Annotated in this window: 24 protein-coding genes; 17 read left to right on the top strand and 7 right to left on the bottom strand. The window is 68.6% G+C overall.

What is annotated here, in order from left to right; all coding sequences use genetic code 11:
- Positions 1-20: 20 nt before the first annotated feature.
- Positions 21-968 carry a peptidoglycan-binding domain-containing protein gene (locus tag M2352_RS14040; protein WP_264665096.1) on the top strand — a complete coding sequence of 316 codons (948 nt, stop codon included), beginning with the start codon at positions 21-23 and terminating at the stop codon, positions 966-968.
- Between the two features lie 19 nt (positions 969-987).
- On the opposite strand, the gene M2352_RS14035 is transcribed toward M2352_RS14040, so the two are convergent.
- Positions 988-2,085: an acyltransferase family protein gene (locus tag M2352_RS14035; RefSeq protein WP_264665095.1), complete on the bottom strand. Its 1,098-nt coding sequence runs from the start codon at positions 2,083-2,085 to the stop codon at positions 988-990.
- Between the two features lie 140 nt (positions 2,086-2,225).
- Positions 2,226-2,873 carry a ParA family partition ATPase gene (gene parA / locus M2352_RS14030; protein ID WP_264665094.1) on the bottom strand — a complete coding sequence of 216 codons (648 nt, stop codon included), beginning with the start codon at positions 2,871-2,873 and terminating at the stop codon, positions 2,226-2,228.
- A 148-nt stretch (positions 2,874-3,021) separates the two neighbouring features.
- On the opposite strand from parA, the gene M2352_RS14025 reads away from it, so the two are divergent.
- From M2352_RS14025 to M2352_RS14005, 5 genes are all read left to right on the top strand, one after another.
- The gene (locus M2352_RS14025; RefSeq protein ID WP_264665093.1) at positions 3,022-4,029 is read left to right on the top strand and encodes an L-threonylcarbamoyladenylate synthase; all 1,008 of its coding nucleotides are present in this window, start codon (positions 3,022-3,024) and stop codon (positions 4,027-4,029) included.
- Positions 4,030-4,128: 99 nt separating this feature from the next.
- Positions 4,129-5,547, top strand: coding sequence for an FAD-binding oxidoreductase (locus tag M2352_RS14020; protein WP_264665092.1), 1,419 nt, complete (start codon positions 4,129-4,131; stop codon positions 5,545-5,547).
- A gap of 31 nt (positions 5,548-5,578) precedes the next feature.
- Entirely contained in the window at positions 5,579-5,962 is a 384-nt protein-coding gene (gene crcB, locus M2352_RS14015; RefSeq protein WP_264665091.1) for a fluoride efflux transporter CrcB, read from the top strand.
- Positions 5,963-5,986: 24 nt separating this feature from the next.
- Positions 5,987-6,436, top strand: coding sequence for an NUDIX hydrolase (locus tag M2352_RS14010; RefSeq protein WP_264665090.1), 450 nt, complete (start codon positions 5,987-5,989; stop codon positions 6,434-6,436).
- A 91-nt stretch (positions 6,437-6,527) separates the two neighbouring features.
- Complete coding sequence (locus M2352_RS14005; RefSeq protein ID WP_264665089.1) at positions 6,528-7,292, top strand: sulfite exporter TauE/SafE family protein; 765 nt, start codon at positions 6,528-6,530, stop codon at positions 7,290-7,292.
- A 1-nt stretch (position 7,293) separates the two neighbouring features.
- On the opposite strand, the gene M2352_RS14000 is transcribed toward M2352_RS14005, so the two are convergent.
- Complete coding sequence (locus M2352_RS14000) at positions 7,294-8,196, bottom strand: methyltransferase domain-containing protein (RefSeq protein WP_264665088.1); 903 nt, start codon at positions 8,194-8,196, stop codon at positions 7,294-7,296.
- Between the two features lie 103 nt (positions 8,197-8,299).
- Here M2352_RS14000 and M2352_RS13995 point away from each other — a divergent pair, with 103 nt between their 5' ends.
- The 5 genes from M2352_RS13995 (at position 8,300) to M2352_RS13975 (ending at position 11,695) form a co-directional block, all read left to right on the top strand.
- A complete protein-coding gene (locus M2352_RS13995) occupies positions 8,300-8,566 on the top strand; it encodes an EscS/YscS/HrcS family type III secretion system export apparatus protein (RefSeq protein WP_264665087.1) in 267 nt (88 codons plus the stop codon).
- Positions 8,567-8,582: 16 nt separating this feature from the next.
- A complete protein-coding gene (locus tag M2352_RS13990; RefSeq protein WP_264665369.1) occupies positions 8,583-9,347 on the top strand; it encodes a ComF family protein in 765 nt (254 codons plus the stop codon).
- Positions 9,348-9,423: 76 nt separating this feature from the next.
- Positions 9,424-9,684: a glutaredoxin 3 gene (gene grxC, locus M2352_RS13985; protein WP_264665086.1), complete on the top strand. Its 261-nt coding sequence runs from the start codon at positions 9,424-9,426 to the stop codon at positions 9,682-9,684.
- Entirely contained in the window at positions 9,684-10,538 is an 855-nt protein-coding gene (locus M2352_RS13980) for a carbon-nitrogen hydrolase family protein (RefSeq protein ID WP_264665085.1), read from the top strand. The genes grxC and M2352_RS13980 overlap by 1 nt, the downstream gene beginning before the upstream one ends.
- An 80-nt stretch (positions 10,539-10,618) precedes the next feature.
- Entirely contained in the window at positions 10,619-11,695 is a 1,077-nt protein-coding gene (locus tag M2352_RS13975) for an IS5 family transposase (RefSeq protein WP_264662801.1), read from the top strand.
- Between the two features lie 147 nt (positions 11,696-11,842).
- Here M2352_RS13975 and M2352_RS13970 read toward each other — a convergent pair whose 3' ends face one another.
- Together M2352_RS13970 and M2352_RS13965 are read right to left on the bottom strand one after the other, a co-directional pair.
- Positions 11,843-13,198, bottom strand: coding sequence for a glycosyltransferase 87 family protein (locus M2352_RS13970; RefSeq protein WP_264665084.1), 1,356 nt, complete (start codon positions 13,196-13,198; stop codon positions 11,843-11,845).
- Between the two features lie 52 nt (positions 13,199-13,250).
- Complete coding sequence (locus tag M2352_RS13965) at positions 13,251-13,841, bottom strand: class I SAM-dependent methyltransferase (protein WP_264665083.1); 591 nt, start codon at positions 13,839-13,841, stop codon at positions 13,251-13,253.
- 105 nt (positions 13,842-13,946) lie between these two features.
- Here M2352_RS13965 and M2352_RS13960 point away from each other — a divergent pair, with 105 nt between their 5' ends.
- The 5 genes from M2352_RS13960 to M2352_RS13940 all read left to right on the top strand — a co-directional run bounded on the left by M2352_RS13960 (position 13,947) and on the right by M2352_RS13940 (position 19,234).
- The gene (locus M2352_RS13960) at positions 13,947-14,456 is read left to right on the top strand and encodes a DUF1178 family protein (protein WP_264665082.1); all 510 of its coding nucleotides are present in this window, start codon (positions 13,947-13,949) and stop codon (positions 14,454-14,456) included.
- A 218-nt stretch (positions 14,457-14,674) separates the two neighbouring features.
- On the top strand, positions 14,675-14,977 hold the full coding sequence (locus M2352_RS13955; protein WP_264665081.1) for a DUF485 domain-containing protein: 303 nt from the start codon (positions 14,675-14,677) through the stop codon (positions 14,975-14,977).
- Positions 14,977-16,695, top strand: coding sequence for a cation acetate symporter (locus tag M2352_RS13950; protein WP_264665080.1), 1,719 nt, complete (start codon positions 14,977-14,979; stop codon positions 16,693-16,695). Before M2352_RS13955 ends, M2352_RS13950 begins: the two co-directional genes overlap by 1 nt.
- A gap of 164 nt (positions 16,696-16,859) precedes the next feature.
- The gene (locus M2352_RS13945) at positions 16,860-18,674 is read left to right on the top strand and encodes a DUF294 nucleotidyltransferase-like domain-containing protein (protein WP_264665079.1); all 1,815 of its coding nucleotides are present in this window, start codon (positions 16,860-16,862) and stop codon (positions 18,672-18,674) included.
- A gap of 11 nt (positions 18,675-18,685) precedes the next feature.
- Entirely contained in the window at positions 18,686-19,234 is a 549-nt protein-coding gene (locus M2352_RS13940) for a 3'-5' exonuclease family protein (protein ID WP_264665078.1), read from the top strand.
- 1 nt (position 19,235) lies between these two features.
- Here M2352_RS13940 and M2352_RS13935 read toward each other — a convergent pair whose 3' ends face one another.
- Positions 19,236-20,810, bottom strand: coding sequence for a sensor histidine kinase (locus M2352_RS13935; protein WP_264665077.1), 1,575 nt, complete (start codon positions 20,808-20,810; stop codon positions 19,236-19,238).
- Between the two features lie 161 nt (positions 20,811-20,971).
- Between M2352_RS13935 and mtnA the strand changes: the two genes are divergently transcribed.
- The gene (gene mtnA / locus M2352_RS13930) at positions 20,972-22,063 is read left to right on the top strand and encodes an S-methyl-5-thioribose-1-phosphate isomerase (RefSeq protein ID WP_264665076.1); all 1,092 of its coding nucleotides are present in this window, start codon (positions 20,972-20,974) and stop codon (positions 22,061-22,063) included.
- On the opposite strand, the gene M2352_RS13925 is transcribed toward mtnA, so the two are convergent.
- Positions 22,064-22,657 carry an NUDIX domain-containing protein gene (locus M2352_RS13925; protein ID WP_406567255.1) on the bottom strand — a complete coding sequence of 198 codons (594 nt, stop codon included), beginning with the start codon at positions 22,655-22,657 and terminating at the stop codon, positions 22,064-22,066. It lies immediately after the preceding gene.
- Between the last annotated feature and the right edge of the window lie 319 nt (positions 22,658-22,976).

Below are 22,976 nucleotides of genomic sequence, written 5' to 3'. Positions count from 1 at the left end.
GCGCGCAGGAGGAACAGGGGATGACGGTCAAGACCGGCCGCAAGGTGCCGTGGGCGGTGCTGGCGGTTCTGGCCGGGATGGCGGGTGCCCCCGCCCTGGCCAACGAGCCGGGGGCGGCGGACGTGCAATGGGCACAGACCATCCTGAAGGAAAAGGGCTTCAACATCGGTGGCCGGGCGAACGGCCAGATGACGCCCCAGACACGCGCTGCGCTCAGCCAATACCAGAAATCGGTGGGCCTGCCGGCGACGGGGAACCTGGATGCCGCCACGGTGGCCAAGATGATGGGCGACCGGAAGGCATCGGGCACCGTAGGCAACCTCGCCTCGCAAAAACCGGGCAGCACGCCCAAGCTGACCGAGCGCGAGGTCACTCCGCGCGCGGCCACCCGTTCCGGCGACGTGCATTCCCAGGGCGGCGGCGACGTGATGCTCGGCCCCATCGTGCGTCAGGCCCCGGCGGGCGTGGCCGTGCCGCCGCCGGGTGCGTCGTCGTCGGCTTCGTCCTCTGCGGGCGGCACGCAGCGTTACACCCCCCCTCCGGCGGCCTCGTCCGGCGGTGTAGGGCATAGCTCGCCGTCCCAAGGCAGCGGCGGGGCGGGCCATGGCACCGCCCTCCAGACCGCAGACGCCGGCCCGGCGATGAGTGCCGCCCCGCGCTCGTCGGTCACCGCCACCACCGCCGACGGCAAGGAGGTGCCCACCACCCTCTTGTCCAAGGGCGGGGACGAGGGCGGGAGCCTGCCCGGCTGGCTGCGCTATGTGGTGATGGCGGTGCTGGCCGGCACGCTGGGGTTCGTCGGGTTCGGCTGGTGGCGCAGCGGGCGGGCGCAGCCCCCCGGCTTCGGCCCGGCGGGGGCGGACAACGACGAGGAGCGTCCGGCCAGCCGCCGCGAACCGTCCTTCACCCCGTCCCGCGACGAGCTGGTGGTGGAGCCGCGTCTGGGGGCGGCCCGTACCCGGCGCTGACCGGCCACCTCTTTCCGGCTCAGGGGCTCAGCATCCTGGCGTGGAGAAAGCTCAGGACCGGGCGTTCATAAAGCCTGTGGTAGAGCAGCGCCGCCAGGATGCAGAGCCCGGCGGTGAGGGAAACCGTCACCGCCCATTCCGCGGCCGGGCCAAGGGCGCCCAGGGATCTGTTGATGCCGGGAACCACCCGGAACATCACCGAAATCAGCGGGGCATGGATCAGGTAAAGGGCATAGCTTGCATCGCCCAGCGCCAGGGCCGGGCGGGGCATGTTGAGGCCGCGCCCCTTCTCCAGATAGCATCCGCCCAGCAGGATGAGCGCGAAGGGGATGCCAAGGATCCAGCGGTGATGGACGTTCGTGATGAAACCGGTCCCGACAACCACCACAAGACCGGCCACACCGGAAAGAAGCAGGGCAATTCCCGTGGCGGTTCCCGCATTGACGCGCCGCCATACAAAGGCGCATATCAGCCCGCCGATAAACTCCAGGTTGATGGGGCTGAGAACCTTGGCGGAAACCGCGTTGCTTGCCAGCCCCAGCGGCAGCAGCACGTTCAGCGCCATGATCAATGCCCAGAGGCCGATGATGGCGAAAAAAGCCTTCCTCCAAAAGAAGTACGCTAAAAAAATCGTATAAAATATTGTTTCATGAATCAGGGTCCAGGCAGCGCTGAGCGCCGGATGGCCAGAGGACGGTATGAGAAAAAGCGAAGATATGATGCTTATGTTTTCTTTTGTCTTCAATCCGATGTTCGGATCTAGGGAGTAAACAATCAAAGATATTATGGATATTGGCAGATATGCCGGAAAAATCCGGATCCCTCGTTTCAAGGCATAGCGCTTGGACGATGCGAGAGTATCCTGGTCCTGATAATGGGCATTCAGGATGATGAAGCCGGACAAAGTAAAAAAGAAATCGACGCCATACTTGCCATGACCGAAGATAAACCGGAACCAGTCAGGAGATTTAATCAATAAGAACGCGTTCGAGAAAATATAAGCATGATACATAAAGACGGCTATGGCGGCGATGGCACGGTATAGTTGAATAATCTCGATTGGCGCGGAGTGGGAAAAGCCGGAATGATTCTCTGTTTGCGCCATATTTTGCGCCATATAAGGAGAAGGCCCTTTGGGATGCGGCAAACAGATAAGGCCAGAGCGCGCCGTTTCATTTGCGACCTAAAGATGCCGGTAACATGCATAGATTACAATGCCCCCGCAACTGTTTTCATGGCCACCGCGGGGACCGCCTCTCATCCCCCCCGGCGCAGAATCTCCGCCGCCAGCTCCTGCATCTCGGCCCCGGCCTGGGTCTTGCGCGGGCTTTCGGTGGCGGACAGGCCGGTCATCAGCGTGCCGGCATAGGCGGTGCGGTTGCCCACCTGGGTCAGGGCGATGGCGACGTCGGGCGGGTTGGCCAGGTCCTGCACCGCGGCCACCAGCTCGTCGGCGATCCTGGCCCGCGGCGGCACGCGGTTCAGCACCAGCACCAGCGGGCGCTTTTCCTGTTTCGCCAGGTCCAGCGTCGGGCCGGTGGCCCACAGGTCCATGGGGCTGGGCTGGACGGGGGCGATCACCAGATGGGCGGCGCGCACGGCGATGCGGGCTTCGGTCTGGGCGTGGGGCGGGCTGTCGATCACCACCACGTCGTGGGTGCGGGCCAGCTTTTCCACCTCGCCCTGGGTGCGCCAGCCGGTGATGCGGGCGTGGGTGAAGCCGGGATCGCCGCCGCGCGCCGCCGCCCGCACCTCCACCCAGCGGGACAGGCTGCCCTGGGGGTCGATGTCCACGGTGGCGACCCGGTGGCCCAGCTGGGTCCAGGCGATGGCGAGATGGGCGGTCAGCGTGGTCTTGCCGGCCCCGCCCTTTTGTTGCGCCACGGTGAAGATCTTGCCGGCCATGGTGTGCCTTTCCTTTTCGTGGGGGCGGGGCATCTTGCTGGTGTCTGGACCCGGATGTCCGTCATAAAGCGTGGGGCTGCCATGCGCAACCCGGCGCTTTGCCCCATCCGCTTTGACCCTGTGCGAACGATCCGCTAGAACCCCGCCCGTGACCGACCAAGCCTCCACCCCCCCGTCCGCGGCCCCGCGCCCGCTGCAGATCCAGCCGCCCACCGCCGCGTCCCTGGCGCGGGGGGCCGACCTGCTGCGCTCCGGCGCGCTGGTGGCCTTTCCCACCGAAACCGTCTATGGGCTGGGCGCCGACGCCACCAGCGATCAGGCGGTGGCGGCCATCTTCGCGGCCAAGGGGCGGCCCCATTTCAACCCGCTGATCGTCCACGTGCCCTCGCTGGCCGAGGCGCAGGACTTCGCGGACTTCGACGCCCGCGCCGTGGCGCTGGCCGAACAGCATTGGCCGGGGCCGCTGACGCTGGTGCTGCCGCGCAAGGCGGGGGCGGGGCTGTCGCTGCTGGTGTCGGCGGGGCTGGATACGGTCGCCATCCGCGTGCCCGGCCACCCGGTGGCCCAAGCGCTGCTGCGCGCCGCCCGCTGCCCGGTCGCCGCCCCCAGCGCCAACCGTTCGGGCGCGGTCAGCCCGACCACGCCGCTGCACGTGGTGGAAAGCCTGGGCGAGCGGGTGCCGCTGGTCCTGGCCGGCGGGCGCTGCCCGGTGGGGGTGGAATCCACCGTGCTCGACCTGTCGGGGGACGAGCCGGTGCTGCTGCGTCCCGGTGCCGTGCTGCGCGAGGATATGGAACGCCTCCTGGGCCTGCCCATCGCCACCGTCGGGGGCGATGGCTCGGAGTCGCCGAAGAAATCCCCCGGCCAGCTGCTCAGCCACTACGCCCCCGCTGCCGGCGTGCGGCTGAACGCGCTGGATGTGGCGGCGGACGAGGCGCTGCTGGCCTTCGGCCCCGACCAGTTGATCCGCGGCGGCGTGACGCGCCTGAACCTGTCGCCCACCGGCGACCTGAACGAGGCGGCGGCCAATCTCTTCGCCTTCCTGCGGCAGTTGGACAAGCCCGCGGTGCGGGCCATCGCCGTCATGCCGATCCCCGAAGCGGGGCTGGGCACCGCCATCAACGACCGCCTGCGCCGCGCCGCCGCCCCGCGGTAGGGTTTTCGCCCGGCAGGTGTGGAAATCGGGGGCGCAACGGGATAGGGTGCAGGTTCCCTGCGACCCTTTTCCGATTCGTCCATCCGAAAGCTTGCCGCCATGACCAGCACCGCCGCTCTGCTCGACCGCATCCTGTCCATCGTCGGCCCCAAGGGGCTTCTGACCGACCCCGCGGACATGCAGCCCTATCTGGCCGAGGCGCGCGGGCGGTTCGTCGGCGGCAGCCCGGCGGTGGTGCGCCCGGCGACGGTGGAGGAGGTGGCGGCGGTGGTCAAGGCGTGCGCCGAGGCCGGGCAGCCCATCGTGCCCCAGGGCGGCAACACCAGCCTGGTCGGCGGCTCCATCCCGTACGAGGACGGCCACGACATCGTGCTCAGCCTGTCGCGGCTGAACCGGGTGCGCAATGTGGACCCGCTGAACTACACCATGACCGTGGACGCCGGCTGCGTGCTCCAGACGTTGCAGCAGGTGGCGGCGGACCAGGACCGGCTGCTGCCGCTCAGCCTGGGTGCGGAGGGCACGGCGCAGATCGGCGGCCTGATCTCCACCAACGCCGGCGGCACCATGACCATCCGCTACGGCAACACCCGCGATCTGGTGCTGGGGCTGGAGGTGGTGCTGCCCGACGGGTCGGTGTGGGACGGGCTGCGGTCGTTGCGCAAGAACAACACCGGCTATGACCTGAAGCACCTGTTCATCGGGGCGGAGGGCACGCTGGGCATCGTCACCGGCGCGGTGCTGAAGCTCTATCCCCGCCCGCGGCAGGTGGAAACCGCGTTCGTCGCGGTGCCCAGCCCGGATGCGGCCATCGAACTGCTGGCCCGCCTGCGCGCCGCGTCGGGCGACGGGGTGACGGCGTTCGAGCTGATGGCCCGCCGCGCGCTGGATTTCGCGCTGAAGCACGTGCCCGGCACCATCGACCCGCTGTCGGAGCCGTCGCCGTGGTACGTGCTGGTGGAAATGACCGCCGGCACCCGGTCGGACGCCTTCCGCGACAACTTCGAAGCCGCCCTGGGCGAAGCGTTCGAGGCGGAACTGGCCACCGACGCCACCATTGCCGCGTCCGAAGGGCAGGCCAAGCAGCTCTGGTTCATCCGCGAAGCCATCGTGGAGGCGCAGAAGCACGCCGGGGGGTCCATCAAGAACGACGTGTCGGTGCCGGTGTCCAAGGTGGCGGAGTTCATCGCGCGCGCCACCGCGGCGGTGGAGGCGGCGTGCCCCGGCATCCGCCCGGTGCCGTTCGGCCACGTTGGCGACGGCAACATCCACTTCAACCTGACCCAGCCCGAAGGGGCCGACACCGCCGCCTATCTCGCCCGCTGGGACGACATCTGCCATGTGGTGAACGAGATCATCCTGGACCTGGACGGCTCCATCTCCGCCGAGCACGGGGTGGGGCGGTTCAAGAAGGACGATATGCCGCATATCAAGAGCCCGGTGGAAATGGCCATGTTGCGCGCCGTCAAGGCGGCCCTGGACCCGCGCGGGCTGATGAACCCCGGCAAGATGCTGCCCTGATCCGGCGGCGGACAGGCTGGGAAAACGGGGAATGGCAACCTATCTGTGGATCGCGCTGGGCAGCGCGCTGGGCGGCATGGCCCGGTTCGCGTGCTCCAACTGGGCGGCGGCCTTCGGTCTGCGCTTTCCGGTGGGAACCGTGCTCATCAACATCCTGGGGTCGTTCGTGATCGGTCTGGCCGCCACGCTGACGGCGCCGGGATCGCGGTTCGCCGTTCCCGGCGACGCCCGGCTGTTCATCACGGTCGGGCTGTGCGGCGGATACACCACCTTCTCCAGCTTCAGCCTGCAGACCCTGGAACTGCTGCGCGAGGGCGAATGGCTGGGGGCGGGGATGAATGTGGTGCTGTCGGTTGTTCTTTGTCTTGCCGCGGTGTGGGGGGGCCATCTGGCCGCCACGCTGCTGGAGCCGTAACCCGTTACGAAGCATACAGGTGATATGAACGCCGTGAAGCGCCAGCCCCGCGACCAGTACGCGGCCCTCCCGTACCGTGACATCGACGGCGTGCGTCAGGTGATGCTCATCACCTCGCGGGACACCGGGCGCTGGATCATTCCCAAGGGCTGGCCGGAAAAGCGCACCAAGCCCCACGACATGGCCGCCCGCGAAGCCTTCGAGGAGGCCGGACTGCTGGGCCGCGTGTCGTCCAAACCCTGTGGGGTTTACCATTACGACAAGCGGATGAAGTCCGGCAAGGCGCGGGCCTGCGCCGTGCAGGTCTTTTTGCTGGCGGTGGAGCAGGAACTGGAGTCCTGGCCGGAAAAGGGCCAGCGCGAACGCCGCTGGATGGACCCGCTGGAAGCGGCATCCCTGGTGAACGAGGGTGACCTGGCCGACCTGCTGCGTGCCTTCGCCGCCGATGCGATGCCGCCGCTTCCCCAGCCCTGACCTCCCCCCGGCCTTGACCTAGCGCAAGGCCGCGGGCGCCCGGCCTGTGTAGGGTGCGGGCATCGTCTTCCCCCTGCCGGGTGTCCGTGCCGTGGATGTGCTGTCGCTGCTTCACGAGGGTCTCAACCAGTGTGCCGTGGTCATCGACCGTGACTCCGGTTTTCTGGTGGCGCTGCTGTCCGCCGGGCTGGTGGGGGGGGCGACCCATTGCGCCGGCATGTGCGGCCCCTTCGTGCTGGCCCAGGTGACGGCCAAGCTGGAGCGGCTGTCCATCGACCGCATGAGCGAATTCCACCGGCTGATCGGGGCGGCGGCGGTGCCGTACCATCTGGGCCGTGCCACCACCTATGCCGGCATCGGGGGGGCGGCGGCGGCCATGGCCGGGCATGTGGGGGCCATGCCGGGCCTGCGCTGGCTGTCGGCGGCGCTGCTGCTGTTCGCCGCCCTGTTCTTTCTGGGATACGCCGTGCGCGGCCTGTCGGCGTGGCTGCCCCACGGGGGGCGCTGGACCCGCGGGTGGGGCGAGGGGGTGGCGCGGCTGGCCCGCCCGCTGTTCGGCAACCCCACCGGCTGGCGCGGCTATGGGCTGGGGGTGGCCTTGGGCTTCATTCCCTGCGGGCTGCTCTATGGCGCGGTGGCGGTGGCGGCGGCCAGCGGCAGCGCGCTGACGGGTGCGCTGGGCATGGGCGCCTTCGCGCTGGGCACCGTGCCCAGCCTGGTGGCTGTGGGGCTGGCCGGGCACATGGCCGGGCGGGCGTGGCGTGGCGCCGTCGCCCGCGTGGCCCCGTTCATCATGGTGGTCAACGCCGGGGTGCTGGGGTGGATGGCGTGGCGGCTGCTGGCCGGGGTCGCCTGAGTTACCCGCACCCGCCCGGTTTCAGCACGTCGGACAGGTGAACCTGCCCGCTGCCGGGGGCCAGTGGCTGCTGCTGGCTTTCGTGGGGCGCCCAGCCGGCCAGATAGAGGATCTGGAAGGTGGCGGGGATGCGCCCGTCCTCTTCCGCGTAATGCTCGGCATAGCGGCGGGCGGCGTCGAACAGCATGCCGCGCCGGGCCGGCACCTTGCGCCGGGCCAGCACGGTGTTGGTTTCCCCCATGCCGCGCAGGTCGCGCATCAGGGCCAAGGCGTCGGTGTAGGTGACGGTCAGCGTGTCGGAATCCACCACCGGCAGGGCGAACCCCGCCCGCTGCATCAGCCGCCCGGCGTCGCGGATCTCGGCAAAGGGGGACACGCGGGGGCTCATGCCGCCGCACATCTCCAGTTCCGCGTCGATCAGGCAGCGGCGCAGTTCCATCAGCGTTTCCCCGCCCAGCATGGCGGCGCAGAAGAAGCCGTCGGGCTTCAGGCTGCGGCGGATCTGCAAAAGCGCACCCGGCAGGTCGTTGACCCAGTGCAGGTCCAGCGCGCTGACCACCAGATCGAAGGCGCCCTCGGCGAACGGCAGCGCCTCTTCATCCGCCGCGACCACCAGGCCGGCCCCCCCGGCGGCGGCCTGGGCGGCGAAGGCGGGGGACAGGTCGCACGACACCAGCGTTTCGATGCCCTTGCGCCCCGCCAGCACCCGCCCCAGCGTGCCGTCGCGGCACCCCAGGTCAAGGGCGGTGGGGAAGCTGCGGCGCACATCCTCCAGCCGGTCGGCCAGACGCTCGGCCACTTCCTCCATCAGGAAATTGAAGCCGGAGAACCCCGGTGCGGCCCGGTCGCGGCGGCGGCGGACCAGGGCGCGGTCGAAGACGGTCATGATGTCGGTGTCGCTCATGGGGCCGCAGAGTAATCCCTAACCCCCGTCCGCTCAATCCCCCTGGCAGCCCCCGGATGGGAGAGGTATGGTGCCCCGGCGGACCCACGGGAGAACGGCCCACATGGGCATCGAAGACGCCATCAGCGTCACCTATGACGCTCTGCTGATCATCATCAAGCTGTCCTTGCCCACGCTGCTCATCACCACCGGCATCGGGCTGGTCGTCACCCTGTTCCAGTCGGTGACCCACATCCAGGACGCCACCATCCAGCAGAACCTGAAGATCATCGGCACCATCGTCATCCTGTTCATCTCGGCCCCGGCGATCTTCATGGCGCTGCGCGACTTCACGCTCTTGATGTTCGACCGCATGATGCACCTGCCATAGGAACGGGGGGATGGCGATGACGCCCGGCACCCTGGCTCATCGGGTGGCTGATCGGGTGGCCCGCGCGGCGGCGTTGGCGCTCGACACGCTGCTGCCGCCGCGCTGTCTGGTCTGCGGCACGGTGGTGGAGCGGCAGGGGGGCCTGTGCGCCGGGTGCTGGCGGCGGCTGACCTTCATCGCACCGCCCTATTGCGCCTGTTGCGGGCTGCCCTTCGCCTATCGGGTGGAGGGGACGGTGCTGTGCGCCGGCTGCATGGCCGATCCGCCGCCGTTCGGGCGGGCGCGGTCGGTGATGGTCTATGACGACGGCAGCCGTCCGCTGGTCCTGGCCTTCAAGCACGCCGACCGCACCCACGCCGCCCGCCCGTTCGGGGCGTGGCTGGCACGTGCCGGGGCGGACGTGCTGGCCGATGCCGGCCTGCTGGCGCCGGTGCCGCTGCACCGCTGGCGCCTGCTGATGCGCCGCTACAACCAATCGGCGTTGCTGGCCCAGGCGGTGGGGCGGGAGTGCGGGGTGCCGGTGATCCCCGACCTGCTGGTCCGCCGCCGCCGCACCCGCACCCAGGGCGGGCTGGACGGGCCGGGCCGCCGCCGCAACGTGGCCGGCGCCTTTGCCGTGCGGGCGGGGGCGAAGACGGATCTGGCCGGGCGGCGGGTGGTGCTGGTGGACGACGTGCTGACCACCGGGGCCACGGCGGCGGAATGCGCCCGCGCGCTGCTGGCCGGCGGGGCGGCCGCGGTGGATCTGCTGACCATCGCCCGCGTGGTCAAGGCGGTATGATCTGGAAGGGACCGTGTGACGCTGGCGCGGGCGGGCTGTTCAGACTATAACGATTCCAAACGGTGGAGTGTCCGCTATGGCCGATGTTGTGATCTATACCTCGCCCTTCTGCCCCTATTGCGTGCGTGCCAAGAGGCTGCTGGACGGCAAGGGGGTGGCGTACGAGGAAATCGACATTTACCAGTACCCCAACCGCCGGGACGAGATGATCGAGCGGGCCGGCGGGCGCACCACGGTGCCGCAGGTCTTCATCGACGGGCAATCCATGGGCGGGTGCGACGACATCCACGCCCTGGACAGCCAGGGCAGGCTCGACCCGCTGCTGGGGCTGGCGTGATGGACGCGCCGGCGATGGCGCCGGGGGCGGGGGGCCGGGTCCGGGCGGCCTGCATCCAGGTCAACGCCGGGACCGAGATCCGGCCCAACCTCGACGCTGCGGGGGATCTGGTCCGCCGGGCCCGCGATGCGGGGGCGGAACTGATCGCGCTGCCTGAAAACGTCGCCATGATCGTGCAGGGGCGGGACAAGGTGCTCGCCCGCGTGTCTGGGGAGGATGAGCACCCCGCGGTGCCGTTCTTCGCCGGTCTGGCGCAGGAAACCGGGGCGTGGATTCTGGCCGGCACCATTGGCATCCGGCTGGACGACGGGCGGGTGGCCAACCGCAGCCTGCTGTTCGACGGCCAGGGGCGGCTCGTGGCCCGCTACGACAAGATCCACATGTTCGACGTGGATCTGGCGGGCGGGGAGAGCTACCGCGAATCCGCCACCTTCCGTCCCGGCGAACGGGGGGTGGTGGCGCCCACACCGTGGGGCGGGCTGGGCATGACCGTCTGCTACGACGTGCGCTTTCCCCACCTGTACCGGGCTCTGGCCAAGGCGGGGGCATCGTTGCTGACCGTGCCGGCGGCCTTCACCGTGCCCACCGGGCGGGCCCACTGGCATGTGCTGCTGCGGGCGCGGGCCATCGAGACCGGGTGCTTCGTCCTGGCCCCGGCCCAGACCGGCACCCACGACCAGGGGCGCAAGACCTTCGGCCATTCCCTCATCATCTCCCCCTGGGGCGAGATCATCGCCGATGGCGGCGAGGAGGTGGGGATCATCACCGCCGACCTCGATCTGGCGGCGGTGGCCGAGGCACGGCGGATGATCCCGTCGCTGACCCACGACCGCCCGTTCGATCTGGGCGGCTAACAGGGCGCGGAAAAAGGCTATGCCCGGCTGGCCGGTCGTGATTCTCTCATTTCGTAGAGAATGAGGCCGGCGAGGGGGCGATGCGGGGTTCGGACGAACGCAGCGAGGGTCTGTTCAGCTACGTGAGCTGTGAGGCTCGGGTTCCGGCCAACCACCCGTTGCGGGCGATCCGGGCCATCGTGGATGAAGCGCTGGAGGTGATGTCGCCAGCCTTCGAGGGTCTGTACTCGAAGATCGGGCGGCCGTCGATCGCACCGGAGAAGCTGCTGCGGGCGCTGCTGCTCCAGGCCTTCTACTCGGTGCGCTCGGAACGCCAGTTGATGGAGCAGCTTGATTACAACCTGCTGTTCCGCTGGTTCGTCGGGCTGTCGATGGACGCCCCGGTGTGGGACGTGACGGTCTTCACCAAGAACCGTGAGCGTTTGCTGGCGGGGGATGTGGCGGCCACGTTCCTGGCCACCGTGCTGGATCAGCCGCGGGTCAAGGCGCTGCTGTCGGACGAGCACTTCTCGGTGGACGGCACGCTGATCGAGGCGTGGGCCAGCGTGAAGAGCTTCCGGCCCAAAGATGGCAGCGGTGAGCCGCCGGGGCCGGGCCGCAACGGCGAGCGCGACTTTCACGGTGAGAAACGGTCCAACGAAACGCATGCCTCCACAACCGATCCCGAGGCGCGTCTCTACCGCAAGGGCAACGGGCAGCCGGCGAAGCTGGCCTTCATGGGCCACGCGCTGATGGAGAACCGCCATGCTCTGGTGGTGGATGTCCGGCTGACGGCGGCTACGGGCTTGGCCGAACGCGAGGCGGCGGTGTCGATGGTCGAGGCCATCTCCGGCTGCCACCGCATCACGCTGGGCGCCGACAAGGCTTACGACACCAAGGATTTCGTGGCGAACATGCGCCGCCTGGGCGCCACCCCGCACGTTGCCCAGAACACCAGCAACCGCCGCTCAGCCATTGATGGCCGGACCACCCGTCACCCCGGCTATGCCGTGTCCTTGCGCATCCGCAAGCGGATCGAGGAGGTCTTCGGCTGGATCAAGGGGGCGGGGCTGCGCAAGACCCGTCACCGCGGCACCGCCCGCGTCGGTTGGATGTTCACGCTGACTGCCGCCGCCTATAACCTGATCCGTCTGCCCAAGCTGCTGACAACGGCATAATCATCCCGGAGTCCGCCTGAATGGCGGCTCCAGGAGCCTGAGGGCGCGGAAAAAGGCGCCATCCAGACCAAAACAGGCCCCGAAAACACCATTTCCAAGCTTCAGCGGAGACAATGCCACCGCATCGGTCCGTTTTTCCGCGCCCTGCTAAAGCCCCTTCAGCCAGCGGCGCGCCGGTGCCGTCCGGCCCAGCGTGACGCACGCCGCCGCCGCGGCACCCAGGGCCGGCAGGCGGTGGGGAGCGTGCGCCAGCCCGATGAGCACGGGAACGGCGAGGCAGGCGGCCAAGGCCACCCGGTCCCGCCGCCAGCCGTACGTGTCGGGGGCGGGCGGCTCGGCCACCGGTTCGGCCCACGCCCGGTGGGTGGCGGCCAGCCAGAGGGGATAGGCGTACAGGGCCAGCGTCACCGCCTGCTTGATCCAGGTTTCCGTGGGGCGGTACAGCCAGTCGCCGTACGTGTGGGTGCCAAGCGCCAGCGCCGCCGCCCCCAGCAGAACCGGACGTACACCCCGCGGCGTGCGCGCCGCCTCGGCGCACGCGGCCAGGGCCGCCATCAGCGCGATGTTGGCGTAGGTGCCTTCCTCCGTCCGCGGGTTGAACAGGGCGAGATAGGCGAAGGCCAGCCACAGCACCGCCATGGCGCCGCTGCGCCCGTCCAGCCGCCGCACCAGAACCCACGCCGCCGCCAGCGTCGCCAGCGCCGCCGCCAGCCGCACCCCGGTCATGGCGCCGTAGGACGGGCCGAGGCCCAGGCTGTTCAGCAGCATGGTCAGGTTGAACCACCGTCCGCTGTCCGGCTCCGCCGCCGTCAGCAGCTTGGCGGTCATCGCCGCGTACTGGTCCAGCACATAGGCCGGGTCGGGGTGCAGGAAGGGCAGGGCGAAGGCCGCCGCCAGCCCCAGCGCCAGCGGGAGGATCAGCCGGGGCCGCACCACGGCGAACAGCAGCGCGGGCACCAGCGCCAGCGGCTTCAGCGCCACCGCCAGCGCCAGGATCAGCCCGCCGCGCACCCACCGGCCCCAGGCGGCGTCCACCGCCGCGTGAAGCAGGACCGCGGCCATGATCAGTTCCCACTGCCCGCGCAGCAGGTTGATGGACACGGCGGGGATCACCAGCGCCAGCACCCGCGGGGCCATGCGGTCCCCGCCGTCGGGCAGCAGCAGCCGTGCCGCCCGCCACACGGCCCAGGCCAGAATCCCCGCCTGAATCAGCCGCCACACCTGATCCAGCAGCGGCAGGGGCAGGGCCGCCAGCGGCCCGAACAGAAAGGCGCTGGACGGGAAATAGAGAAATCCGTGGATGCCGCCGGTGTAGACCGGAACGCCCGACCACCAGTCAAGGGCGGAGGCCTGATAGATCCGGGTGATGGGGCGCAGGGGCTTCAGCGCCGCCAGCACGGCGGTCACCGCCACGAACACCCACCACAGCACCGCCCACCGGCCCCCCGGTACGGCGAAACGGACGCCGGTGCCGGCCCGTCCGTCGAACAATGGAACGCTCACCCTTCAGACCCCCGGTCTCCCGATCCGTCCTACAGATGCGCGAAAAAGGGGATTAAGGCAAATGTCCTATGAAGAGGCGGGGCTCGCCCGGCGGGGCCACCGCCGCCAGCCGCTGGATCACCGCGGGCCGCGGGCCGGGATTCAGCCCGTGCTCATAGGCCACCACCGTCAGGCGGCCCGCCACCCGTTGGATCAACTCCCCCGGCTGCAACAGGAAATCGGGGCGGGAGGGGCGGCCATAGCGTTCGTTGCCGCTGGCGAACGTCTCGTACAGCAGCACCCCGCCGGGCGCCACGGCGTCCAGCAGCCGGGGAAACAGCGGGCGGTGCAGGTAATGGGTCACGACGACCGCCGCAAACCGCGCGTCATGGGGCAGCGGCCAGGCGGAGCCGTCCTCCAGATCGGCGGTGACGATGGTCACCCCCTCGTGCGCGTGCAGATCGGCCAGGCCGCCGGTATCACGGTCGATGCCGGTCACCGGGTGGCCCAGCCGGTGGAAATGGCGCAGGTGCCGGCCGCCGCCGCACGCCACGTCCAGCACCGCCCCGCCCGCCGTGACCAGCGGGGCGAAGCGCACGATCCAGGACGATGGATCACCGCCGCAGCCGGCGGGCAGGGGGGCGGAGGGCGGGCAGACGGTCATGGCGGAGCATCCGGCAGGGGCGGCATTTGACGCCGCGCGGCGGTCGTGGTGAAGTGGGTGGAACTATAGGTATGACCGCCGTGGTGTGCGAGGTTCTTTCGGTCGATGATTCTCTATCAATTGAAATGCCCGTCCGACCATCGCTTCGAAGCATGGTTCCGGGACAGCGCAACCTATGATGCCCAGGCCGCCGCCGGGCTGCTGACCTGCCCGGTGTGCGGCGATGCCCGCATCGGCAAGGCGCCCATGGCACCCCGCATTGCGAAATCGCACCGCAGCAAATCCGAGACGCCCCCGTCGGTGCCCGAACGGGAAAATCCGGGAGCGGGCGTGCCGGCGGTGGCCGCCCCCGCCCCGCCATCGGCGCCCGTGGACGAACGGATGGCCGCGTTCCAGCGCGAGGTCATGCGCCACCTGGGTGAAGTGCGCCACGCGGTGGAGAAGAGTTGCGATTATGTCGGGGACCGCTTCGCCGAAGAAGCGCGAAAGATTCATTACGGCGAAACCGACGCCCGTGGAATTTATGGTGAGACCACGCGGGAGGAGGCCGAGGCGCTGCAGGAGGAGGGTGTGACGTTTCACCGCATTCCCTGGTTGCCCCGCACAAATTCCTAAGGTACCGACGTTTCCCCGCTGGTGTGCAGTGCGACATAAATCTGCGCACCGGCTTGCCGGGGATGTTTGGAACGATCCCAAGTCCGTTCGTCAAGGCACAATTTCGCAGGCCACACGCATCAAAACGGTTGACGTCCCATGCCTAGGTAAAGACCATAGCGCCCGAGTGTCTTCCAACGACCTTACAAAACTCTCTGGCACTCGCGAGGGGACGCACTATGCAAGATAGAAACGCTCGGATTCTGCAGAATCCGAAATTCAAGGAGCTTGTCGCCAAGCGTGACGCGTTCGCGATCACGCTGTCGATCGTCATGCTCGTGATCTACTTCGGCTTCATCCTTCTGGTCGCCTTCGCCAAGGGCTTCCTGGGCACGTCGATCAGCGGCGGCACCATGACCTGGGGCATTCCGGTCGGCCTGTTCACCATTGTTTCGGCGTTCATCCTGACGGGCATCTACGTCCAGCGTGCCAACGGCGAATTCGACGAGCTGAACCGCCAGATCCTTGAGGAGACGAAGTGATGAGCCGCCTGACGACCCGTGTCACCGGGGCCGCGGCGGCCCTGCTCACCTCCGCTCCCCTGGCGGCCTTCGCCGCTTCGGTGGACGGCGCCGTCCAGAAGCAGGCGACGAACTGGGAAGCCATCGGCATGTTCCTGGCGTTCGTGCTGCTGACGCTGGGCATCACCTATTGGGCTGCCAAACAGACCAAGTCGGCCAAGGACTTCTATGCCGCCGGCGGCGGCATCACCGGTTTCCAGAACGGTCTGGCCATCGCCGGTGACTACATGTCCGCGGCGTCGTTCCTGGGTATCGCCGGTCTGGTGTACACCTCGGGCTTCGACGGGCTGATCTACTCGGTGGGCTGGCTGGTCGGCTGGCCGATCATTCTGTTCCTGATCGCCGAACGCCTGCGCAACCTGGGCAAGTACACGTTCGCCGACGTGGCGTCGTACCGCTTCCAGCAGACCCCGATCCGCACGCTGGCCGCCTGCGGCTCGCTGGCCACCGTCACCTTCTACCTGATCGCGCAGATGGTGGGTGCGGGCAAGCTGATCCAGCTGCTGTTCGGTCTGGACTACTTCGTCGCGCTCATCATCGTCGGCGTCATCATGATCGCCTACGTGACCTTCGGCGGCATGCTGGCCACCACCTGGGTGCAGATCATCAAGGCGGTGATGCTGCTGTCGGGTGCGTCGTTCATGGCCATCATGATCCTGGCCCAGTTCGGCTTCTCGCCCGAAGCGCTGTTCACCAAGGCGGTGTCGGTGCACGCCAAGGGCGGCACCATCATGGCCCCCGGCTCGCTCATCCATGACCCGATCTCGGCGATCTCGCTGGGTATGGCGCTCATGTTCGGCACCGCCGGCCTGCCGCACATCCTGATGCGCTTCTTCACCGTCGCCGACGCCAAGGAAGCCCGCAAGTCGGTGTTCTACGCCACCGGCTTCATCGGCTACTTCTACATCCTGACCTTCATCATCGGCTTCGGCGCCATCGTGCTGCTGCTGGTGCCCAACGCCGACGGTGTCTATCCGTTCCTGGATGCCGCCAAGGTGGCCGCCGCCAACGGTGCCGTGAACCCGTCGATGATCATCGGTGGTTCCAACATGGCCGCCATCCACACCGCCAACGCGGTGGGCGGGTCGCTGTTCCTGGGCTTCATCGCCGCCGTGGCCTTCGCCACCATCCTGGCGGTGGTTGCGGGTCTGACCCTGGCCGGTGCCTCGGCCGTGTCGCACGACCTGTACGCCTCGGTCATCGCCAAGGGCCGTGTGAACGAACAGGACGAAATCCGCGTGTCGAAGATCACCACCGTGGTGATCGGCATCCTCGCCATCTTCCTGGGCGTGGCCTTCGAAAACCAGAACGTCGCCTTCATGGTGGGCCTGGCCTTCGTCATCGCCGCCTCGGCCAACTTCCCCATCCTGGTGATGTCCATGTTCTGGGGCAAGATGACCACCCGCGGTGCGGTGTTGGGCGGTGCCCTCGGCCTGATCTCGGCGGTGGTGATGCTGGTCCTGGGTCCGACGGTGTGGGTCGCCGTGCTGGGCAACAAGACCGCCATCATCCCCTACGACAACCCCGGCCTGTTCTCCATCACCCTGTCGTTCATCGGGATCTGGTTCTTCTCGATCACCGACAACAGCGCGCAGGCTGCCGAAGAACGCGAGAAGTTCAAGGCCCAGTACATCCGGTCGCAGACCGGCCTGGGTGCCGAAGGGGCCTCGGCCCACTAAAAGGGGAGTGGGCTTCGGCCCACGAACCGGCACCAAAAGCCGCACCACCTTCCGCGCCGCGTGGCGGTGGTGTACTCTTCGGGCGCTCCAAGATCCCCGGATCTTGGGGCGCCTTTTCTTTTTACCCGTCCCCCTTCCGACTGATGTCGTGCCCGGAGCCGGCCTTGCCCGAAGCCTTCGATTTTTCCGTCCCGCCCTTCGACCGGCTGACGCCGCCGGAACAGCAGCGGCTGATCCGCGCCCTCGACATCGGTGTTTACAGCACCGGCGATGCCCTGATCGAATGCGACCACACCAGCGACTGCCTGTTCGTGGTGCTGGGCGGTCTGGTCCACGAGCGGTCGGGAGGAACGGTGGTGGCCGCCTATGGCCCCAAGGACACCTTCGACATCCGCGCCCTGTTCACCGGGCCGGAGCATGTGTTCGAAGCGGCCGAGGACACGCTGTGCTATCTGCTGCCCCGCGACACGCTGCTGGAGCTGGCGCGGGTCAACGAATCCTTCGGGGCGTACGTCTACCGCAACTTCGCCGAACGGCTCCAGGCACTGGCCAGCCGCCGCGACACGCGGGAGATGGCGGCGCTGACCATGGCCACCATCCGGCAGGCGTACATCCACCCGCCGGTGTTCCTGCCCGCCGCCGCCACGCTGCGCGACGCCGCCGTCGTCATGAAGGACCAGCGGACCACCGCCATCCTGGTGCAGCCGGCGGAAGAGGGCGGGCGCACCGGCATCGTCACCGGCACCGACCTGCGCGAACGGGTCATCGTCGATGGCTGCCCGGTGACCGACCCGGTGGGTCCGGTGGCGCGCTATGATCTGATCACGCTGGACCGCGACGACCTGCTGTTCAACGCGCTGGTGCTGATGACCAAGCATTCGGTGCGCCGTGTGGTGGTGACCGAGGACGACGCCATCGTCGGCCTGCTGGAACAGGCCGACCTGCTGGGCGCGCTGTCCAACCATTCGCAGGTGGTGGCGCTGCAGGTGGAAAAGGCGGCGACCACCGACGATCTGGCCCGCGCCAGCGCCGACATGCTGACGCTGATCCGCACGCTGCACGCCACCGGCGTGAAGGTGCCGTTCATCGCCGAACTGGTGACGGAGCTGAACCGCAAGATCTTCCGCCGCCTGTTCGAGTTGCTGGCGCCGCCGGACCTGCTGGCCAACGCCTGCCTGATCGTCATGGGCAGCGAGGGGCGCGGGGAGCAGATCCTGAAGACCGATCAGGACAACGGCCTGATCCTGCGCGACGGCTACACCTGCCCCGATCTCGACCGGGTGACGGCGGAATTCACCCGCACCCTGGTGTCGTTCGGCTATCCGCCGTGCCCCGGCAACATCATGGTGTCGAACCCGGAATGGACGCGCCCGCTGGCGGCGTACAAGGACGCGCTGTTCCATTGGATCCACCGCCCCGACGAAAACGCCCAGCTCAATCTGGCGATCTTCTTCGACGCCGAGGCGGTGGCCGGCGATCCCGAGCTGCTGGCGGCGGCCAAGCATTACCTGCTGGACCGGCTGTCGGACAACCAGGGCTTCTTCTCCCACTTCGCCCGCCCGGTGCTGGCGTTCGACACGCCGTCGGGCCTGTTCGGCGGGCTGTTCGAGCGCAAGAACGCCCAGCCCATCGACATCAAGAAGGCGGCGATCTTCCCCATCGTCCACGGCATCCGCGCGCTGGCGCTGGAAAAGCATCTGGTGCCCACCAACACCACCCAGCGCATCTGGGCGCTGGCCGACAAGGGGCTGATGGAGCGCGACTTCGCCGCCGATCTGGCCGAAGCCTTCGCCTTCCTCTCCACCCTGCGGCTCAAGGCGCGGGTGGACACCGACGGGCCGGAGGAGGGGAAGATCGACAACTCCGTCCGCCCGGCGGAAATGTCGAAGATGGACCGGGACCAGTTCAACGATTGTCTGGCCCTGGTGAAGAAGTTCAAGGAATTCGTCTCCTATCACTTTCATCTCAACATGCATTGACGGGGGTGGCGATGCTGAGCGATCTGAAGGCGCGGCTGAAGGGCCAGCACCTGACCGACCCCGACTATGCCTTCCTGCTGTCCGACGAGCCGGCGGACGAGGCCGTCGTCATCCAATGCGAGGCCACGTCCTTCGACGCGGCCAAGGCGGATTTGCGGACGGTCGCGGCGGTGCGGGTGCGCGGCAACCGCATCCTGACCAGCCAGCACATCCAGGAAAGCTTCTGGCCCACCGAACCGGCGGAACCGGCGCTGGGCCGGGTGCTGCATTTCATCGGCAGCCGCCCGCTGGTGGGGTTCGTGGTGGATTTCTCCGGCGGCCTGCTGGACCGCTATGTCCAGCCGATGATCGGCATCCCGCTGCCCAACCGCCGCATCGACGTGTCGGAGCTGTACTACAGCAGCCGCACCAAGGTGCCGGGCAAGAACGCCGTGGATCTGCGGCTCGATTCGATCCTGGGCGCTCTGGCGCTGCCGGAACGGAGTTCCGAGGGCGCCTATGGCACGGCGGTGGCGGTGGCCATGGCCTATGTCCGCCTGCGGGCGTTGAGCGGCGCCTGATTCAGGCGGCGCGGGCCGCCGCCGCGGGCGGAACCCGGACGGTGAAGCGGGTTCCGTCCTCCCGCGCGATGTGCAGGGTGGCCCCGGCCTGAGCCACCAGCGACTGCACCAGAATCAGACCCAGCCCCTTTTCCTGTGACGCCATCGTGGCCCGCCCGCTGCCGGCGGCGATGCCGACGTGGGGGGGCAGGCCGACCCCATCGTCCTCCACCTGCAAGACCACGCCGCCGTCCGGCCCCGGCGGGGCGAGCGTGACCTGGATCAGCCCCTCGCCGCCGCCGGGGTGGGCGTGGCGCAGGGCGTTGGACACCAGTTCGCTGGCGATCATGGCCAGCGGCATGGCCCGGTCCACGTCCACGGTCCAGGATTGCGCCTCCACCGTCAGGCGCACCGCGCTGGGACCGAAGGAGCGCTGAAGCCGCGCGCACAGGTGCTCCAGGTAATCGGCAAGGTCGATGCGCGCCGGTTCTTCGGAACGGTAGAGCAACTCATGCACCAGGCTCATGGATTGGATGCGGCGCAGGCTTTCGTCGAAGATGTCGCGGATGGACCCGTCCAGCCGCCCGGCCTGCAGCCGCAACAGGCTGCAGATGACCTGAAGATTGTTCTTCACCCGGTGCTGCACCTCTTTCAGCAGGATCTCCTTGTCGGCCAGGGCGTGCTCCAGCCGGGCATTGGCCTCGGTCAGTTCCGCCGTCCGCCGGTCCACCCGCTCGCCCAGGGAATCATAGGCCTGCTGAAGGGCGTCTTCCGCTTCCCGCTCCCGGCGGGCGCGGTGCAGTGCCAGCAGGCCGATCGCAACGGTCATCAGGATGGTTCCGGCGCCATAGGCGGTGTATTCCGCCAGCCGCGCCCGCCACGCGGTCAGGGCCGCATCGCCGTCCACGCTCAGCCGCACCGCCAGCGGGTAGCCCGGAATGTCGCGGCTGTCGGTTTGGATCGAGCCGGTCTCGGGAGGAGCGGCGGAGGTGGTGGGAACCCGTGCCAGCACCGCCCCCCCCAGGCCGGTCAGCACCGCCGTGCCCGGCACCGCCGGAGGCGGGCGCAGGGCGGCGTCCACCGCCCCCCCGGTCAGGGCGACGGCGGCATAGCCCTGGATGGTGCCGCCGGCATCGGCCAGCGGGCGGGCGAGTATCAGCGGCGGCTCGACCCCGGCAAGGGTCACCGCCGCGCGGCGGACCACCGGCATCCCCCCGGCCGCCTGCACCGCCGCCATCAGGGCCGGCGAATCCGTCGCGGCGGGGATGATGGTTCCCGACAGCGCCCGGCCCGCGGTGTCGGCCATCCACACCGCTTCCACCGGAGCGGCCAGCGGCGGGATGCCGTCGGGCGGGGCGGTCAGGCGCAGGATGATGCCGTCGCCGGCCATCAGCATGCGGGCGGTGCGTTCGGCCAGCAGGCGGTTGCCGGTGTCGGCGGCCATCCGGGCGGCGGCCAGCGTCTGTTCCCGGTCCCGCCACACCACCAGCCCCAGAAGGGCGACGGTGACCACCAGGGCCACGGAGCAGGCCAGCAGGATCAGCACCCCGCCCGGCAGACGGTAGAACAGGCGGGAACGCAAGGTGCGCAGCGGCATCGGCAACCACATCGGCGGAACATGGGGGACGGCCCATAGGTGCGCACCCGCCCGGACGGCGCCAACTCCCCCTTTGGGGGCGGGGCGGGGCAAACGGTTGATCTCTTTGGTGGCGGTGCCTAATCTCGTGCCGCAACCAGCCGGTCAGGGAGTAAGGGTCGATGAAAATCAATGGCGTGCCTTATCGCACCATCTGGCCGGCCGCCGATGGGCGCGCGGTGGAGATCATCGACCAGACCCGGCTTCCCCACGCCTTTGCCGTGGTGTCGCTGCACACCTTGGCCGACGCGGCCTATGCCATCCGCGCCATGCTGGTGCGCGGCGCCCCGCTGATCGGCGCCACCGCCGCCTATGGCATGGCGCTGGCGATGGCCGAGGACGCCTCCGATGCCGCGCTGGACGACGCCTATGACCGCCTGCTGGAAACCCGCCCCACCGCGGTCAACCTGCGCTGGGCGCTGGAGCGGATGCGCGCCCATCTGGCCCCGCTGCCGCCCTCGTCGCGGGTGGGGGCCGCCTATGCCGAAGCGGCGGCGGTGGCGGATGAGGACGTGGCCATCAACCGCGCCATCGGCGAGCACGGCGCCCGCCTGATCCAGGCCATCGCCGCGCGCAAGCCGGGGCAGGTGGTCAACGTGCTGACCCACTGCAACGCCGGCTGGCTGGCGACGGTGGATTGGGGAACGGCGCTGGCCCCGGTCTATGTGGCGGCGGAGCAGGGCGTTCCCCTGCACGTGTGGGTCGATGAAACCCGCCCGCGCAACCAGGGGGCCAGCCTGACCGCGTGGGAACTGAACAGCCACGGCATCCCCCACACGGTGGTCGTGGACAATGTGGGCGGCCACCTGATGCAGCACGGACAGGTGGACCTGTGCATCGTCGGCACCGACCGCACCACGGCCACCGGCGACGTGTGCAACAAGATCGGGACGTACCTGAAGGCGCTGGCGGCGCACGACAACGGTGTGCCGTTCTATGTCGGCCTGCCGTCGCCGACCATCGACTGGCGCATCAGCGACGGCGTGCGCGAGATCCCCATCGAGGAGCGCGACGCGGCGGAGGTCACCGACATGACCGGCCGCACCGCCGACGGCCGCATCGAAACGGTGCGCATCACGCCCGCGGGCAGCGGGGCGGTCAACTATGGCTTCGACGTGACCCCCGCGCGGCTGGTCACCGGGCTGATCACCGAACGTGGCGTCTGCCCGGCCAACCGCGACGGGCTGCTGGGGCTGTTTCCCGAGCGGCGCTGATCACCCCTTCAGGAAGCGGGCGACCTCTTTGGGCAGGGCGCCCGCCTGGGCCATCAGGCGGGCCTTGAGGATCAGGGTGACGGCCATGGCGTCGGTGATGCGCCCGTCCATCGCCATGGCGAACGCCTCGGCGAAGGGCACGCGGCGGATCTGCAGCTCCTCCGTCTCTTCCGGGGCGGCGATTCCCTCTTCCAGATCCCAGGCCAGGAAGCCGTAGGCCACCTCGTCCGTCACGCTGTTGGACAGGTGCAGCGTGGCCAGCGCATGCCATTGACGGGCGGTCAGCCCGGTCTCCTCCGCCAGTTCGCGCTGGGCCGATTCCAGCGGATCGACGCCCATCTTTCCGCCGCCTTCGGGGATCTCCCAGCTATAGGCCTTGAGCGCGAAGCGGTATTGCCCCACCAGCAGCGTGTGCCCGGTCTCGTCGATGGGCAGGATGCCGGTGGCCACATGCTTCATGTGGACCACGCCATAGATGCCGGGCTTGCCCGCCGGGTTCAGCACGTCGTGTTCCGTCACGCTGATCCACGGATTCTCGTACACCGGCTTGCTGAGCAGGACGGTCCAGGGGTTGCCGGTCTTGGATGTCGGCACGGCCATGTTCCTTTCGAAAAGACGCGACCGGCATCATACGGGATCGGTGGCGGGGTGGCTTGGAAAGTTTTGGCACACGCCGACGGTCGGCGCCGCCCATCGTGACACGCCGGACATCCGGCGGGTCCCCCCGTTTCATTTTCGTAAAATTGTCGGAAAAGACCGGACGATAGCGCAGTAAATGGAAGTCTAATGGTTAAAATACTGTTTATTGACCCCATGGGGGGAGGCGTGCAACACTCTTTATCGAGGTAAAGTTCCGCCTTTGATTTCGGTCTTTGGTGGCTGCTTTGCCGAAGTGGCGGCGTTGGTCTCTTTT

It is taken from the genome of Azospirillum fermentarium (assembly GCF_025961205.1).
In the GTDB taxonomy this organism is placed as follows: Bacteria; Pseudomonadota; Alphaproteobacteria; order Azospirillales; family Azospirillaceae; genus Azospirillum; species Azospirillum fermentarium.
Note: the sequence above shows the minus strand (reverse complement) of the source record. Positions and strands in the feature narration are given on the sequence as shown.

What these genes read in the sequence shown, in the direction of transcription:
- M2352_RS13950 (WP_264665080.1), top strand. Translation starts at nt 14,977, where the DNA reads ATGAGCCGCCTGACGACCCGTGTCACCGGGGCCGCGGCGGCCCTGCTC.
- M2352_RS13965 (WP_264665083.1), bottom strand. Translation starts at nt 13,841, where the DNA reads ATGACCGTCTGCCCGCCCTCCGCCCCCCTGCCCGCCGGCTGCGGCGGT.
- M2352_RS13940 (WP_264665078.1), top strand. Translation starts at nt 18,686, where the DNA reads ATGCTGAGCGATCTGAAGGCGCGGCTGAAGGGCCAGCACCTGACCGAC.
- M2352_RS13990 (WP_264665369.1), top strand. Translation starts at nt 8,583, where the DNA reads ATGACGCCCGGCACCCTGGCTCATCGGGTGGCTGATCGGGTGGCCCGC.
- M2352_RS14035 (WP_264665095.1), bottom strand. Translation starts at nt 2,085, where the DNA reads ATGGCGCAAAATATGGCGCAAACAGAGAATCATTCCGGCTTTTCCCAC.
- M2352_RS14040 (WP_264665096.1), top strand. Translation starts at nt 21, where the DNA reads ATGACGGTCAAGACCGGCCGCAAGGTGCCGTGGGCGGTGCTGGCGGTT.
- M2352_RS13995 (WP_264665087.1), top strand. Translation starts at nt 8,300, where the DNA reads ATGGGCATCGAAGACGCCATCAGCGTCACCTATGACGCTCTGCTGATC.
- M2352_RS14010 (WP_264665090.1), top strand. Translation starts at nt 5,987, where the DNA reads ATGAACGCCGTGAAGCGCCAGCCCCGCGACCAGTACGCGGCCCTCCCG.
- M2352_RS13975 (WP_264662801.1), top strand. Translation starts at nt 10,619, where the DNA reads ATGCGGGGTTCGGACGAACGCAGCGAGGGTCTGTTCAGCTACGTGAGC.
- M2352_RS13955 (WP_264665081.1), top strand. Translation starts at nt 14,675, where the DNA reads ATGCAAGATAGAAACGCTCGGATTCTGCAGAATCCGAAATTCAAGGAG.
- M2352_RS14020 (WP_264665092.1), top strand. Translation starts at nt 4,129, where the DNA reads ATGACCAGCACCGCCGCTCTGCTCGACCGCATCCTGTCCATCGTCGGC.
- M2352_RS14000 (WP_264665088.1), bottom strand. Translation starts at nt 8,196, where the DNA reads ATGAGCGACACCGACATCATGACCGTCTTCGACCGCGCCCTGGTCCGC.
- M2352_RS13960 (WP_264665082.1), top strand. Translation starts at nt 13,947, where the DNA reads ATGATTCTCTATCAATTGAAATGCCCGTCCGACCATCGCTTCGAAGCA.
- grxC (WP_264665086.1), top strand. Translation starts at nt 9,424, where the DNA reads ATGGCCGATGTTGTGATCTATACCTCGCCCTTCTGCCCCTATTGCGTG.
- M2352_RS13935 (WP_264665077.1), bottom strand. Translation starts at nt 20,810, where the DNA reads ATGCCGCTGCGCACCTTGCGTTCCCGCCTGTTCTACCGTCTGCCGGGC.
- M2352_RS13980 (WP_264665085.1), top strand. Translation starts at nt 9,684, where the DNA reads ATGGACGCGCCGGCGATGGCGCCGGGGGCGGGGGGCCGGGTCCGGGCG.
- crcB (WP_264665091.1), top strand. Translation starts at nt 5,579, where the DNA reads ATGGCAACCTATCTGTGGATCGCGCTGGGCAGCGCGCTGGGCGGCATG.
- mtnA (WP_264665076.1), top strand. Translation starts at nt 20,972, where the DNA reads ATGAAAATCAATGGCGTGCCTTATCGCACCATCTGGCCGGCCGCCGAT.
- parA (WP_264665094.1), bottom strand. Translation starts at nt 2,873, where the DNA reads ATGGCCGGCAAGATCTTCACCGTGGCGCAACAAAAGGGCGGGGCCGGC.